12 protein-coding genes are annotated in these 14,699 nt (G+C 71.1%); 10 read left to right on the forward strand and 2 right to left on the reverse strand.

Annotated features, from left to right (window positions below; all coding sequences use genetic code 11):
- Positions 1 to 43 precede the first annotated feature (43 nt).
- From AB7E03_RS10890 to AB7E03_RS10920, 7 genes are all read left to right on the forward strand, one after another.
- Entirely contained in the window at positions 44 to 1,522 is a 1,479-nt protein-coding gene (locus AB7E03_RS10890) for a glycosyltransferase (RefSeq protein ID WP_489942902.1), read from the forward strand.
- A gap of 100 nt (positions 1,523 to 1,622) precedes the next feature.
- The gene (locus AB7E03_RS10895; protein ID WP_489941427.1) at positions 1,623 to 2,330 is read left to right on the forward strand and encodes an ABC transporter ATP-binding protein; all 708 of its coding nucleotides are present in this window, start codon (positions 1,623 to 1,625) and stop codon (positions 2,328 to 2,330) included.
- Positions 2,327 to 3,658 carry an FtsX-like permease family protein gene (locus AB7E03_RS10900; protein ID WP_489941428.1) on the forward strand — a complete coding sequence of 444 codons (1,332 nt, stop codon included), beginning with the start codon at positions 2,327 to 2,329 and terminating at the stop codon, positions 3,656 to 3,658. The genes AB7E03_RS10895 and AB7E03_RS10900 overlap by 4 nt, the downstream gene beginning before the upstream one ends.
- 35 nt (positions 3,659 to 3,693) lie before the next feature.
- Positions 3,694 to 4,008, forward strand: a complete 315-nt coding sequence (locus AB7E03_RS10905) for a chorismate mutase (protein ID WP_489941429.1) — start codon at positions 3,694 to 3,696, stop codon at positions 4,006 to 4,008.
- 1 nt (position 4,009) lies between these two features.
- A complete protein-coding gene (locus tag AB7E03_RS10910; protein WP_489941430.1) occupies positions 4,010 to 4,933 on the forward strand; it encodes an SDR family NAD(P)-dependent oxidoreductase in 924 nt (307 codons plus the stop codon).
- A 114-nt stretch (positions 4,934 to 5,047) separates the two neighbouring features.
- Complete coding sequence (locus AB7E03_RS10915; protein ID WP_489941431.1) at positions 5,048 to 5,959, forward strand: ATP-binding cassette domain-containing protein; 912 nt, start codon at positions 5,048 to 5,050, stop codon at positions 5,957 to 5,959.
- Entirely contained in the window at positions 5,956 to 6,789 is an 834-nt protein-coding gene (locus tag AB7E03_RS10920; protein ID WP_489941432.1) for an ABC transporter permease subunit, read from the forward strand. The genes AB7E03_RS10915 and AB7E03_RS10920 overlap by 4 nt, the downstream gene beginning before the upstream one ends.
- A gap of 61 nt (positions 6,790 to 6,850) precedes the next feature.
- Here AB7E03_RS10920 and AB7E03_RS10925 read toward each other — a convergent pair whose 3' ends face one another.
- On the reverse strand, positions 6,851 to 7,144 hold the full coding sequence (locus AB7E03_RS10925; RefSeq protein WP_489941433.1) for a hypothetical protein: 294 nt from the start codon (positions 7,142 to 7,144) through the stop codon (positions 6,851 to 6,853).
- Positions 7,145 to 7,207: 63 nt separating this feature from the next.
- On the opposite strand from AB7E03_RS10925, the gene AB7E03_RS10930 reads away from it, so the two are divergent.
- Positions 7,208 to 8,488, forward strand: coding sequence for a GNAT family N-acetyltransferase (locus AB7E03_RS10930; RefSeq protein ID WP_489941434.1), 1,281 nt, complete (start codon positions 7,208 to 7,210; stop codon positions 8,486 to 8,488).
- A 72-nt stretch (positions 8,489 to 8,560) separates the two neighbouring features.
- Here the strand turns inward: AB7E03_RS10930 and AB7E03_RS10935 are convergent, their stop codons facing one another.
- On the reverse strand, positions 8,561 to 9,847 hold the full coding sequence (locus AB7E03_RS10935) for an adenylosuccinate synthase (protein WP_489941435.1): 1,287 nt from the start codon (positions 9,845 to 9,847) through the stop codon (positions 8,561 to 8,563).
- 135 nt (positions 9,848 to 9,982) lie between these two features.
- Here AB7E03_RS10935 and AB7E03_RS10940 point away from each other — a divergent pair, with 135 nt between their 5' ends.
- Positions 9,983 to 12,754 carry an MMPL family transporter gene (locus tag AB7E03_RS10940; RefSeq protein ID WP_489941436.1) on the forward strand — a complete coding sequence of 924 codons (2,772 nt, stop codon included), beginning with the start codon at positions 9,983 to 9,985 and terminating at the stop codon, positions 12,752 to 12,754.
- The gene (locus AB7E03_RS10945) at positions 12,751 to 14,661 is read left to right on the forward strand and encodes a YhgE/Pip domain-containing protein (RefSeq protein WP_489941437.1); all 1,911 of its coding nucleotides are present in this window, start codon (positions 12,751 to 12,753) and stop codon (positions 14,659 to 14,661) included. Before AB7E03_RS10940 ends, AB7E03_RS10945 begins: the two co-directional genes overlap by 4 nt.
- Positions 14,662 to 14,699 lie beyond the last annotated feature (38 nt).

Raw genomic sequence — 14,699 nt, forward strand, 5'->3', positions numbered from 1 at the left:
TGCAGGGTAGAACAGGGAGGTCTTGGGGTTGGACGTTCTCACCGTGCTGCAGTGGATCGGCGTCGTCGTGTGCCTGATCCTCGCGCTCTCCGGTCTCATCCCGGTGGTCGCGGCTGCCGCGACCTTCGTGGTCATTCCGTTCCACGCGTGGATCAACCACTACAAGAAGGCCGCCCCGTACCTCCCGCGGGTCGCCATCGTCGTTCCTGCCTGGAACGAGGGCGCGGTGATCGGCGCCTCCATCGACCGGCTCATGAAGCTCGACTATCCGCGTGAGGCACTGCGCATCTACGTGGTCGACGACGCGAGCACCGACGACACCCCGGACGTCGTCACCGACCGCGCCGCCCGCTACCCGGGAAACGTGCACCTGCTGCGCCGCGAGCAGGGTGGCCAGGGCAAGGCGCACACGCTCAACCACGGCATCGCGAAGGTGCTCGAAGACGACTGGATGGAAGCGCTCCTCATCATGGACGCCGACGTCATCTACACCCCCAACTCGCTGCGCCGGATGACCCGCCACCTGGCGGACCCCGAGGTGGGCGCGGTCTCCGCCTACATCCACGAGGGCAGCGAGGACCGCAACTGGCTGACCAAGTTCATCAGCACCGAGTACGTGCTGTCGCAGCCCGCCGCTCGCCGGGCGCAGAACGTGCTCGGGGCGCAGGCGTGCCTGGCGGGAGGCGCACAGCTGCACACCCGCGAGAACCTGCTCGCGATCGGCGGCCGGATCGACACGACGACGCTGGCCGAGGACACGATCACGACGTTCGAGACGCAGCTGCAGGGCCGGAAGGTCGTGTTCGAGCCTCACGCGCACGTGCTTGCGGAGGAGCCGCGAGCGATCGACGGACTCTGGAAGCAGCGGCTGCGCTGGGCGCGCGGCAACGTCTCGGTGACCGCCCGGTACGCCAAGGTCTGGTTCCGGCCATCGCGCCGTCACAACCTGGGCGGGATCAGTTTCGGGATCGTCTGGTTCAGCCTGTGGCTGCTCCCTCTGATCATGATCATGTCGTCGATCGGACTGGCCGGCCTGCTGTTCCTGCAGAACGAGCTCGCCACGGGCATCTTCCGGGCGCTGTGGATCTCGGCCTCGCTCGCCTACCTGTTCGTCCTCATCCTGGGTTCGCTGACCGACGCCAGGACGACGAAGCGCGAGCTGGGCCATGTCCTGCTGTTCCCCGGCATCATCAACATGATCGTGATGATCACGGCGCTCTTCCCGCCGGTGACCCTGGTCTGGCTGCCCGGCCTCTTCGGGGTGACGCTCGACAGCACGGCGCTGTTCGCCCTCACCCTCGCGATCTACATCTGGATCCCGTTCTCGATGGTCTTCGCGTGGCTTGCGCGGAAGTCCGAGAAGACGCGCGCCGGCCGCTGGCTTGCCCCGACGCTCATCTACCTCGCGGGCTACGGGTCGCTGCTCTGCGCGATCACGTTCGACTCCTACCTCAAGGAACTCGCCGGCGCTGAAGCGCGGTGGGACAAGACGGAGAAGGTCGGCCGGGTCGCCGCCGGCTGATCCCTCATACCTCGGGACCACATCCTGAGGATGACGCGTGTGCGACGGGATGCCTCTGGCGACCGATGCCCTCCGTCCGGCGCCGCGTCACGCTGAGGGTATGACCACTGCACCCCCACCTTCTGCCGCTCTCACCGCCTCCCGGCTCGTCAAGACCTACGGCCCCTCGACCGCGCTCGCCGGAGTCGACTTCCGGGTCGACCCCGGGGAGTCCGTCGCCATCATGGGCGCGTCCGGCTCGGGGAAGACCACCCTGCTGCACTGTCTCGCCGGGATCGTCCGACCGGACAGCGGCTCCGTGATGCTCGCCACCGCGCACGGACCCCTGGAGGTGACCGCGCTCGATGAGAGGGGCCGCTCGCGGCTGCGGCGGGAGTCGTTCGGTTTCGTCTTTCAGCAAGGGCTGCTGCTGCCCGAGCTGACGGCGGTGGAGAACGTCGCCCTCCCGCTGATGCTCACCGGCACCGACCGGCGCGCGGCCGAGCAGACGGCCGCCATGTGGCTCGCCGCCCTCGGCCTCGCCGGTTTCGAAGCACGGCGCATCGGCCAGCTGTCCGGCGGTCAGGCGCAGCGCGTGGCCATCGCCCGCGCGCAGACCACGGGGGCATCCGTCGTGTTCGCCGACGAGCCGACGGGCGCGCTGGACTCCGCCACCTCCGCGGAGGTGATGGATGCGCTCATCCGCTCGACCACCGACCGCGGCCGCTCCCTGGTCGTCGTCACGCACGACGAGTCCGTCGCAGCCCGCTGTTCGCGCGTCCTGCGGCTGGCCGACGGACGGATCGTCGACGAGGTGACCGCGCGATGACGACCCTCCGTCTGGCGTGGCTGTTCGCCCGCCGCAGCTTCTCGGCCCGCTCCACCGTCGTTCTTCCCGTAACCGCCTTCGCGGTGGTCACCGCGCTGCTGCTGATCGTCGCGGGCGGCGCTCAGGCCTTCTTCTCCTGGACCGACGACCTGGCCGGGATGTACCAAGCTCTCGCCGTGATCGCTCTCGCGCTCCTCGTGGTGCCCCTTCTCGCGCTGGGCGGCTCGGCCGCCCGACTGTCGGCGCGGCGACGCGACGACCGGTTGGCGAGTCTGCGGCTGCTCGGCGCGACCCCGCGGACGGTCACCGGCCTCACCGTCATCGAGTCGACCGTCCTGGCGCTCGCCGGCGCCCTCACCGGCGTCGTCCTCTCGCTCGCCGGCTCTCCGTTGGTCGGTCTCATCCCGTTCCGCGGCGAACCTCTGGGGATGTCGGTGCTCCTGAGCCCCGGATGGACCGCCGTCGTGGTCGCCGGGATCGGCGCGCTGGCGGCGCTCAGCGCGGTCATCGGGCTCCGCGGTGTCATCCTGTCGCCCCTCGGCGTCCGCACCCGCGAGCAGGCGCCGCGCATCCACTGGGTCCGTGCAGTGATGAGCGTTGGTGTGATCGCCATCGTCGTCGCGGGGCTCACGGCGCTGCAGGCCGTCGCCGACGTGGGCATCGTGCTCGCTGTGCTCGCCCTCGGGTTCGGGGGAAGCGTCGCCGTGCTGAACCTGATCGGGCCGTGGGTCCTCCGCCTGGTCGCCACCGGTCAGGCCCGGCGTGCCCGGACCGTCCGGCGGCTGCTGGCAGCGCGAAGCATCCTCGAATCGCCGAAGGCTGCATGGCGACAGGTGTCCGGAGTCGCCATGACGAGCTTCACGGCCGTGTTCGCCGGCGTCGGCGTCTCCCTGATGGATGTGGCGGGCGATTCCGCCGATCCGGCATCCCGTCTCCTCGTCGCCGACATCCGCACCGGCGTCATCATCACGGTCGTCGCCTCCTTCCTGATGGTGGCGTGCTCCGCCGGCGTCAACCAGGCGGCCGGCGTCCTCGACCGCCGTGACCTCTACGTCAGCCTCGACCGGATCGGGATGCCCGTCTCCGAGATGAACGCGGCCCGCGGCCGCGCGGTGCTGTCGCCGCTCCGGATCGTGGGGATCGGCTCCGCCGTCACCGCCGCCGTGGTCGTCTTCCCGCTCACCGGGATGAGCCTGCTGCTGTCACCGCTGACCCTGGTGGTGGTGGCCGCATGCCTGGCTGCGGGCGTCCTGCTGGTCTGGGCCGCGCTCCGTGCGACCCGGCCGGTGCTCGACCGCGTGCTCGCGGAGCCGTCGCCGAGCCTGTGAGCGGCCGCGCGCTACGCGTCCAGTAGGGTCGAGGCATGGGTGAGAACCGGGAGCGGGAGGATGCGCTGGCTGAGCTGCACAGCATCCGGCAGAGCATCGACAACATCGACGCGGCGGTCATCCACATGCTCGCCGAACGCTTCAAGTTCACCCAGCAGGTGGGTGCCCTGAAGGCGGAGCACGGGCTGCCGCCCGCGGATCCGGACCGCGAGAAGGAGCAGATCCAGCGCCTGCGCGCGCTCGCGGAGGAGAGCCACCTCGATCCGGCCTTCGCCGAGAAGTTCCTCACCTTCATCGTCGCCGAGGTCATCCACCACCACGAGCGCATCGCCGGCGAGAACGGTCGCTAGGGTGTCCTGGAGCCCGTCGGCGCTGCCGGACGCCCACGGGCGCACGGTCGTGGTCACCGGCGCCAACGCCGGGGTCGGCTACTGGACCTCGGAGCAACTGGCCCGCGCCGGCGCCCACGTGGTGCTCGCCTGCCGCGACCCCGAGCGGGCCGAGGCGGCCCTGTCGGCGATCCGCCGCCGGGTGCCGCGTGCGAGCGTCGAGGCGATGCCGCTGGATGTCACCGACCGGCGCTCGATCGACGCGACGGCCGACGCACTGCTGCAGCGCGGCCGAGTGGATGCGCTGGTGCTGAACGCGGGGATCGTGCACCCGCCCCGCGAGCGGCAGACCGACGCGTACGGCAACGAGCTCGTGCTCGCGACGAACGTCCTGGGGCATTTCCGCCTGGTGGCGCGCACGCTTCCCGCTCTCTTCGCCGCGCCTGACGCACGCGTCGTCACGCTGGGCTCCCTGGCGTCCCGTCTCGGCCGGCTGCGCCTCGATGATCTGCAACTCGAGAACGCCTACACGTCGTGGCGGGCCTACTCCGGCTCCAAGATCGCCGCTCAGGTGTTCGGCTTCGAGCTCGACCGTCGGCTGCGTGCCGCCGGATCGTCGGTGCAGAGCGTGGTGGTGCATCCCGGCTATTCGACCTCGGGCAGGACGCCGGGTATCCGCGGCGTCAACCATCCGTCGCGCCTGAAGCGCTTCGCCGACAACCTGCAGGCGGCGTGGACCCAGGGCAAGGACTCCGGAGCGCACGTTCCGGTGCGCGCCGTGCTCGACCACACGGTCTCGGGCGGGGACTATCTCGGGCCGGCCGGCTGGACAAAGGGTCCGCCCATCCACACGCCGGCGACCCGCGCCTCTCGGTCGCCGCGGCTCGGGGCCGCCCTGTGGCCGCTCCTCGAGGACGCGGCCGCGCAGCCGTTTCCGCTTCCTTAAATCCCGTATATCTGCTTCTGCAGGCGCCCGCAGCCGTCATGAACGGCCCTGCGCGCCGTCTAAACAGACGGGGCCGACGGACACACCGCGGCCGCGCTACAGAAGGATTTGCACGTGATCACGTTGGATCGATTGTCGAAACGCTACGGGGACCGGTTGGCGGTGGACACCGTCTCAGCGACCATCGAGCCCGGTCGGGTCACCGGCTTCCTCGGCCCGAATGGGGCAGGAAAGTCCACCACCATGAGGATGCTCATGGGATTCGATCGACCGGACAGCGGGACCGCTCTCGTCGCCGGCGCCAGGTATTCCGAGCTCCGGTCGCCGCTGCGCACCGTCGGAGCCCTCCTCGACGCCAGGGCCGCCCACCCGGGCCGCACCGCCCGGCAGCACCTGCGCGCGCTCGCGGCCACCAACAGCATCCCGCGCCGCCGCGTCGACGAGGTGCTCGACCTCGCGGGCCTCGACTCCGTCGCCGACAAGCACGTCGGCGGTTTCTCGCTGGGGATGGGGCAGCGCCTCGGGATCGCGACGGCGATGCTCGGCGACCCGGAGATCCTCATCCTCGACGAGCCGGTCAACGGCCTCGATCCCGAGGGTGTGCGCTGGGTCCGCGAGTTCACCCGGTCCCTGGCCGACGAGGGCCGCACAGTGCTTTTGTCGTCCCACCTGATGAGCGAGATGGCGCAGACCGCCCACCACGTCATCGTGCTCGGGCAGGGCCGCCTGCTGGCGGACGCCCCCATCGCTGACCTCGTCGCCGGGGCGACCACCGATTTCGTGCGCGTCCGTGCTGAGCGGATCGGGGCACTGGCAGAGGCGTTGGCCTCTCCCGACGTGACCGTCACGCGCGCGGCCGACGGCGCCCTCGAGGTGCGCGGTCTCGGCGCGAGCCAGGTCGGCCGGTCTGCGGCCTCGGCGGGCATCGCGCTCGAGGAGCTCCGCGTCGTCCGGGCCTCACTGGAGGACGCGTACCTCGAGCTGACCAGGGATTCCGTCGAATACCGGACGGGGGCGACCCGATGACCGCGATCCGCACTACTCCGTCCACCCGCCGGATGTCGGGCTCTGCGGTCAGCTTCGGCGGCATCCTCGCCTCCGAGTGGATCAAGCTCCGCTCGCTTCGCTCGACGTGGTGGATCCTGATCTCCGTGGTCGCCGTCGAGCTCGCGATCGGCTCACTGGTGGCGTTGCTCGCCCCCGGCGACTACCTCGCAGAGCTCCGCGGCACCGCGGCTCTCCCCGGCATCGCCTTCCTCGTCGGCATCAGCCTGCTCTTCGTGCAGCTGATCGTCGTCGTCCTCGGCTCCCTCAGCATCACGTCCGAGTTCGGCACCGGCATGATCCGTGCATCGTTGGCCGCGGTCCCGGGCCGGACATCGCTGCTGGCTGGCAAGGCCGTCGTCGCCGCGCTCACCTCCTTCGTCACCGGAACCGTTGCCGCGGCCGCGTCGTGGGCCATCGTCTACTCCGTGCTCGTGGCGCGGGGAGCATCCATCCCCCTCGACGACCTCTCGCCCGTCTTCTGGTGCGTGTTCGGGACGGGGGCGGCACTCGCCTGCACCGCGGTGTTCAGCCTCGGCATCGGGTCGCTCGTGCGTTCCTCGGCGGCTGCGATCGCGATCTCGGTCGGCGTGCTCTTCATCCTGACGGTGGTCCTCCAGACCGTGATCGGTCTGGCGTCGATCACGTGGCTGACTCCGGTGCAGAACTACCTCCTCGGCCCGGCTGCCAGCGGTGTGGTGACAGGCGTGAACGGCTCCCTGAGCCAATGGCAGAGCCTGCTCGTCGTCTTCGCGTGGGCGGCGGTGCCGTTCCTCAGCGGCGTCATCGCGGTACGACGACGCGACGTCTGACCTGCACGACCGGCGGTCGCCTCACAGGTGACCGCCGGTTCTCGTCGCTGCCCGCCTCACGCTATTCCGCGACGACGATGGTCAGGAGACGGTGGTCGGCGGGGACCTTGGCGCGCAGGGCCTCGCGAGCGGCGGCGTAGTCGACGCCCTCCGCGTCGATCTCGGCGACGGCGGACTCGCGGATGATCGCCTTCGCGATGACCCGGCCTCCGCGCGGCATCGCGTTGTGCACCTGCAGGAGGTCGTATCCCTCCGGAACCTGCTCCTCGATGAGTGCCCGTGCCGACTCCGCGTCATCGGCCTCCGCAGTGAGCTCCTGCGTGAGGCTGCTCTGGATGAGACCGTGCACCTTCATGCTTCAACGCTAGCGGAACGTGCGGGCCTCCCGTCGCCGGAGCCCGCCCGATACGGTGAGGGGATGGACTTCCTCACCCAGCCCATCGACCCCACCTCTGAACGCGACCTCGCCGCCGGGGGCTTACGCCTGACACTGGTCGACACGACCGACGCTGCCGCCTTCGACGGTTGGATCCGCGCCGACTTCCGCGGCTTCCACAGTGAGCGGCCGAAGGAGGAGGTGCTGGAAGAGGCGCGCGGGTACCTCGGTGGACGACGCACGACCGGGGTCTACGACGACGCGATTCCGGCCCGCGAACCGGTGGGCACGGTGAACTCCTGGGTGGCGCCTCTGACGGTCCCTGGCGGCGAGCGGGTGGACGCGTGGGCGATCAGCTCCGTGACGGTCGCGCCGACGCACCGCCGTCGTGGCATCGCCCGGGCACTCCTCGGCGGCGAGCTGCGCACGGCGCATGAGCTCGGCATCCCGCTCGCGATCCTTACGGTCTCCGAGTCGGTGATCTATGGACGCTGGGGCTTCGGCCCGGCGACGTATGCGACGGCGTGGTCCGTCGACACGAAGCGGGTGCGCTGGGCGGGCTCGGAGACGACCGGGCGGCTGTCGTTCGCCGAGCCCGAGGAGTACCGGGAGACCGGTGAGCGCGTGCTCGAGAACGTCATGGCGGGCCGGGCCGGCGAGATCGGACTCGAGCCGTACCTTGCGCACCGCCTGATCGGCCCGCTGAAGGGCAACTCGGAGGCGGACAAGTACCGCCTCGTGCGCTACGACTCCGTCGACGGCGAGCCGGAAGGCTTCGTCTCGTACACCGTGAAAGGCGACGACGACTTCACCCGCCATACGGTCGACGTGAACTACCTCGCCGCGGCGACCGACGGGGCTCTCGCGGCGCTCTGGCGGTTCCTGCTCGAGCTCGACCTGGTCGCGAGGGTCCAGGTCTGGACGCGCGGGGTCGACGAGCCGCTCCCGGCTCTCGTGTCGGACATCCGCGGCGCGACGGTGACGGCCGTCGAGGACCACCTGTGGGTGCGCATCCTCGACGTCCGGGCCGCCCTGGAGGCTCGGACGTACGACCGGGACGGCTCCCTGGTGCTCGAGGTGGCGGACGACCTCGGTCTCGCGGCGGGCCGATTTCGGCTGACCGTCACCGACGGACGCGCATCCGTCGTCGCGACCGACGACCCGGCCGACGTCAGTCTGCCGGTGAACGCTCTCGGCAGCGTCTACCTCGGCCACGACGCCGCGCGCGGCCTGGCCGTCGCCGGGCGCATCCACGGCGACGCCGACGCCCTCGACCGCCTCTTCCGCACGGCCGTCCCCCCGCGCCTCAGCACCTGGTTCTGACGCCTAGTTGACACGACACGCCGTCGCGCCCGGCGGCGTGACGGCGTGTCGCGACAACTGGATGGGCTCGGATCAGTCGATCAGGTCGTGGCGGACGATGATCTGGTCGCGGGCAGGGCCGACGCCGATCGCCGAGATGCGGGCGCCGGAGAGTCGCTCCAGAGCGAGCACGTAATCCTGCGCGTTCTGCGGGAGGTCCTCGAAGGTGCGGGCGCCGCTGATGTCCTCGGTCCAGCCGGGGAACTCCTCGTAGATCGGCGTCGCGTGGTGGAAGTCGCTCTGCGACGCCGGAACCTCATCGTGGCGCACGCCGTCGACGTCGTAGGCGACGGCCACGGGGATGCGCTCGATGCCGGTCAGTGTGTCGAGCTTCGTAAGCACGAAGTCGGTCACGCCGTTCACGCGGGCGGTGTAGCGGGCGACCGGCGAGTCGTACCAGCCGGTGCGGCGCGGACGGCCGGTCGTGGTGCCGAACTCGAAGCCGCGCTCGCGCAGGAACTCGCCCCACTCGTCGAACAGCTCGGTCGGGAACGGGCCGGCGCCGACGCGCGTCGTGTAGGCCTTCACGATGCCGATCACGCGGTCGATGCGGTTCGGCCCGATGCCGGAGCCGGTCGCGGCGCCGCCGGCCGTGGAGTTGGAGGACGTCACGAACGGGTAGGTGCCGTGGTCCACATCCAGCATGGTCGCCTGACCACCCTCGAACAGCACGTACTTGCCGTCCTCCAGGGCCGTATTGAGCAGCAGCGAGCTGTCGACCACCATCGGCCGCAGGCGCTCGGCGTACTCGAGCAGCTGCTCCACGACCTCGTCGACCGTGATCGCCCGGCGGTTGTAGACCTTCACCAGCAGGTGGTTCTTCTGGTCGAGGGCGCCCTCGACCTTCTGGCGCAGGATGTTCTCGTCGAAGAGGTCCTGGATGCGGATGCCGACGCGGTTGATCTTGTCGGCGTACGTCGGGCCGATGCCACGGCCGGTGGTGCCGATCTGGCGCTTGCCGAGGAAGCGCTCGGTGACCTTGTCGATGGTGCGGTGGTACGAGGTGATGACGTGCGCGTTCGAGCTGACCTTGAGACGTGAGACGTCGACGCCGCGCGCGATGAGCGCATCCAGCTCTTCGAAGAGCACCTCGATATCGACGACCACGCCGTTCGCGATGACCGGCGTGACGCCCTCGGTGAGGATGCCGGACGGCAGCAGGTGCAGGGCGTACTTCTCGTCGCCGATGACGACCGTGTGGCCTGCGTTGTTGCCGCCGTTGAACTTGACGACGTAGTCGATACGGCTACCCAGGACGTCGGTCGCCTTGCCTTTGCCTTCGTCGCCCCACTGGGCGCCGATGATCACGATCGCGGGCACGTTGGAGTCCTCTCGATGGATGGAACGCGTCGGCGCCACGCGGACGACCGTCGCACTCGATCCTATCGTGACGGCCATTTTCGGCCGGACACCCGCTATTGTCGCGGGGCCCGGTGCGGTCCTACATTGAGCGCGATGTCGTCCCTGCTGTACCGCCTGGGTCGGTACGCGTACCGCGCGCGCCGGCGGGTGGTAGCGGGCTGGCTCATCCTGCTGGCCCTGCTGATCGTCTCGGCGGGCCTGCTGAGCCATGGCACGGACAACACGTTCACGATCCCCGGCACGGAGTCGCAGAACGCGCTGGACGCCCTGGCTCGCACGTTCCCGCAGGTCAGCGGGGCGTCGGCGCAGCTGGTCGCCGTCGCACCGAAGGGCGGGAGCGTCGAGGACGCCGGATTCGAGTCCGCCGTGGAGCACACGGTCACCGAGCTGGCAGCCATTCCGCAGGTCACGGCGGCTTCGTCCCCGTACTCCGGACCGTCGACGGGGAACGTCAGCGCCGATGCCTCCGCGGTGCTGGTGCCCATCCAGCTGTCGGTGCCGACGACGCAGGTGCTCCCGAGCACGAGCGCGGCACTGCAGGCGGCGGGTTCGTCGCTGGAGAAGTCGCTTCCGCCGGGGTCGCAGGTGGCCGTCGGCGGGCAGGTGTTCTCCTCGTCCGTCGCGGGCATCAGCGTGACCGAGCTGCTGGGTCTCGCGGTCGCCTTCGTGGTGCTGGTGCTGACGTTCGTCTCGTTCGTGGCCGCCGGGATGCCGCTGCTCACCGCGGTCCTCGGCGCAGCCCTGTCGTTGTCGGCGATCTTCATCTCGACCCACTGGCTCACGGTCGCCTCCACCACCCCGCTGCTCGCGCTGATGCTCGGGCTGGCGGTCGGGATCGACTACGCCCTCTTCATCATCTCCAGGCATCAAGAGCAGGTGAAGGAGGGGCTGGATGCGGAGGAGTCCGCCGCCCGCTCGACCGCCACCGCGGGCTCGGCGGTGGTGTTCGCGGCGGTGACCGTCATCATCGCGCTGCTCGGGCTGGCCGTGGCGCGCATCCCGTTCCTGACCACGATGGGCGTGGCGGCGGCGCTGGCGGTCGCCGTCGCAGTGCTCGTCGCGCTCACGCTGACGCCCGCGCTGCTCGGGTTCGCGGGGGTGCGGATCGTGGCGAAGCGGTTCCGGCGGGGGGCGGCGGGGCCGGCGGCGGCGGGGCCGGCGGCGGCGGCGACCCCCGCGCCCGACGCGACCCCCGCCTCCCCGTCCCGCCACCGCCGGCGTCCCCCGCGCGCGCCACGGCGGCCCCGTTCCGAGCATCCCATCGCCCGCGGCTGGGTGCGTCTGGTGACGCGCATCCCGGTCCTCACCATCGTCGTGGTCATCGCGGGACTGGGCGCCCTCGCGCTCCCCGCCGCCCAACTCCGGCTCTCCCTTCCGGACGCCGGATCTCTCGGCGAGGACGAGCCGGCCCGCATCACCTACGACCTGGTGGCGGAGCACTTCGGTCCGGGATACAACGGGCCGCTCGTCGTCACCGGCTCTGTCATCGGCAGCAGTGACCCCGTCGGGCTCATCACCGACGTGGCGGACGAGTTGAAGTCCGTGCCGGGCGTGGCGGCGGTGCCGTTGGCGACGCCCAACCCGGACGGCGACACCGGGATCGTGCAGGTTATCCCGGACGGCGCACCGGACTCCGAACGCACGCAGGAGCTCGTGGCGACCCTGCGCTCGATGCACGACCACTTCGAGCGCGAGTACGGCATCGACCTCTCGGTGACCGGCTACACCGCCGCGGGCATCGACATCTCCGCGCGGCTGGCCGGCGCGCTCCTCCCGTTCGCCCTGCTCGTGGTCGGCCTGTCGCTCGTACTGCTCGCGATGGTGTTCCGTTCGATCGTCGTGCCGGTCACCGCGGCGCTCGGCTACCTGCTGAGCATCGGGGCCGCGTTCGGCATCACGAGCCTGGTTTTCATGAGCGGGTTCCTCGCCGGCCCCCTCCACGTCGCCCACCTCGGCTCGATCATCAGCTTCATGCCGATCATCCTGATGGGCGTGCTGTTCGGCCTGGCCATGGACTACGAGGTGTTTCTGGCCAGCAGGATGCGCGAGCGCCACATCCTCGGCGATGCTCCGCGCGATGCCATCCACAACGGCTTCGTCGGGTCCGCCCGTGTCGTGACGGCGGCGGCGATCATCATGTTCGCCGTGTTCGCGGCCTTCATCCCCGAGGGCGACGCCTCCATCCAGCCAATCGCCCTGGGCCTCGCGGTGGGCGTCGCGATCGACGCCTTCGTCGTGCGCATGACCCTCATCCCCGCTGTTCTGGTGTTGTTCGGCGCGGCGGCATGGTGGATGCCGCGCTGGCTGGACCGCGCTCTGCCGCACTTCGACATCGAGGGCGAGGGGCTGCGCTCCGAGCTGGAGGCCGCGGACTGGCCCGTGCCCGACGAGGCGTTCGCCGTCGCCGCCGAGGGCGTCCGCGCCGGTGGCTCCGGGCCACTGGATGCGCTCCTCATGCCGGGCGAGGCGCTGATCGTCGCCGACCGCGAGCACACGGCACTGTGCCTGGCGATCGCTGGGCGCATCCCCCTCGCGGCCGGGCGCCTCAAGGTCGCGGGTCTTCTCCTTCCTGCGCGGCGCGCCGACGTGCGAGGGCGGGTCGGGGTCGCGCTCCTCGACCGCACCACGGACGCCGCGGACGCGGTGCGGGTCGCGCTCCGCGGGCCGCCCGCCGTCCTCGTCGTCGACGGGGCGCAGACGGTCACCGGCGAGGAGCGGGAACGGCTCGCCGCACTGCTTCAGGGGGCGCTGCTCGACAGGGTCGCCGTCGTGCTCGGGGCGAGCAGGAAGGCCGCCGTTGCCGACCTGCTCTCGGCAGACCCGGAACCGCTGGACGAACCGAACGAACGGGAGCGCATCCCATGACCCACACGCCCTTCGACGCCCACACCGGGAGCGAGAGGACGCGCGCGCTGACCCTCGCCGGACTCGCTCTGGCGCCCCTGCTTGTGACGGCAGCGCTCAGCTGGGGGCTGCTCGCGCCCGGCCAGCACCTGGACCGCGTGACGGCCGCCGTGGTCAACGACGACACACCGGTCACGGTCAACGGGAAGACCGTCCCGCTCGGGCGGCAGTTCGCGGGCGCGCTGATCTCGGGCGGTTCGATCTCGGTGACGGATTCCTCCGGCTCCTCCTCAACCGCAGCTGAGGCGCCGCCGGCGAACGGCTCCTCCAACTTCACCTGGGTGCTCACCAACGACGACGACGCGACCAGCGGACTCGCCACCGGAGCGTACGCTGCCGTGCTCACCATCCCGGCCTCGTTCTCCGCCGACGCGACCTCCATCGGCGGTCCGGCGGCGAGCGCCGAGCACGCGACGGTCACGGTGCGCACGAGCCCCGCCGCCTCGCTGATCGACCCCGCGCTCACCGCGGCCGTCACCGAGGCGGCCACCGCCTCCCTCGACCGGCAGCTGACCGTCCAGTACCTGCAGAACGTCTACGCGGGCTTCAACACGATCGACCAGCAGATCGGGCAGGCGGCGACCGGCGCCGAGAGCCTGTCCTCCGGCGCGACGTCGCTCGCCAGCGGGACGCAGACGCTCGCGACCGGCGCGGCCTCCCTGAATTCAGGAGCGCAAGCCCTGTCTGCAGGAGCGCAGTCCCTGTCTTCCGGACTGGACGTCCTGAGTTCAGGCACGCAGTCGCTTCCGAGCCAGACCGCCGACCTCGCCGCAGGGTCGGCCGCCCTCGCCTCGGTCGCCGACCAGGCCGCAGCCGGGGTAGCGGACGCGACGACGCAGTTCACGCAAGTGGTGGCCGAACTCTGCGCGACAGGGCCGGCCGCGCTGTGCTCCCGGGCCAACGCGGCGCTCGCCCGCCTGCAGACCGCTAACGGGAATGCCGCCGCTCTGGCGGGCGCGACGGATCAGCTCTCCGCCGGCAACGCGGCCCTCGCCGCGGCGACCCCGCAGATCGTCGACGGCATCGACGCCTCGGCTTCGGGCGCCACGCAGGTGGCCGCGGGCGCAGCGCAGACCGCCGCCGGGGCCGCGCAGGTGAGCGACGGAGCCGCCGCCGCCGCGTCCGGCGCCGCGCAGACGGCGTCGGGCGCTGCCCAGCTCTCGTCGGGGCTGCAGCAGGCGGCCGGATCGATCCCCACCTATTCGGACAGCGACATCACCACACTCTCGGCGGTGGCCGCCCAGCCGGTGCTGACCCAGCAGAAGCCGCCGTCCGCGGGCATCGCGTCGCTACCGCTGTTCGTGGTGCTCGCGCTGTGGCTGGGCGGGCTGATCACCGCACTCGCTCGCCGGGCCGTACCGTCGCGACTCCTGATGACGACCGCGCCCTCCGTGGGGATCGCACTCAGGTCGGCGGGAATCGTCGCGCTGATCGGGGCCGGGCAGGGCGTGATCGTCGCGGGCGCCGCGCAGTTCGCTCTCGGACTCCGCCCCGACCTCTGGCTCGGGTTCGCACTGGCCGCTGCGTTCGTCGGGGCCGTGTTCGGCATCCTCAATCAGGCTCTGGCGGCGGCGTTCGGTGGCGTCGGGCGGCTGATCGCACTCGCCATCGGGCTCATCGCCCTGGTCGCCGGGTTCTCGTCGACCGTCCCGCCGGCGCTTTCCGGACTCGCCGGAGTGCTGCCGACCGCGCCCGCCCTGCAGCTGGTGCGGTCGGCCGCTGTGGGGGATGCGCCGGCCGCGTGGGGCGCGGCCGGCCTGCTCCTCGTCTGGGCTGTCGGCGGCCTCGCGCTGACCTTCGCCGCCGTGGCCGCGCGACGGAACGTCCCGCTGAGGGAGATCGCGACGGGCCGCACCGCACCGGCTTGAGGGAGGCGTGACGGCCTCCACTAACTTGCACACGAGTG

The sequence above is a fragment of the Leifsonia sp. RCC_180 genome (assembly GCF_058138205.1).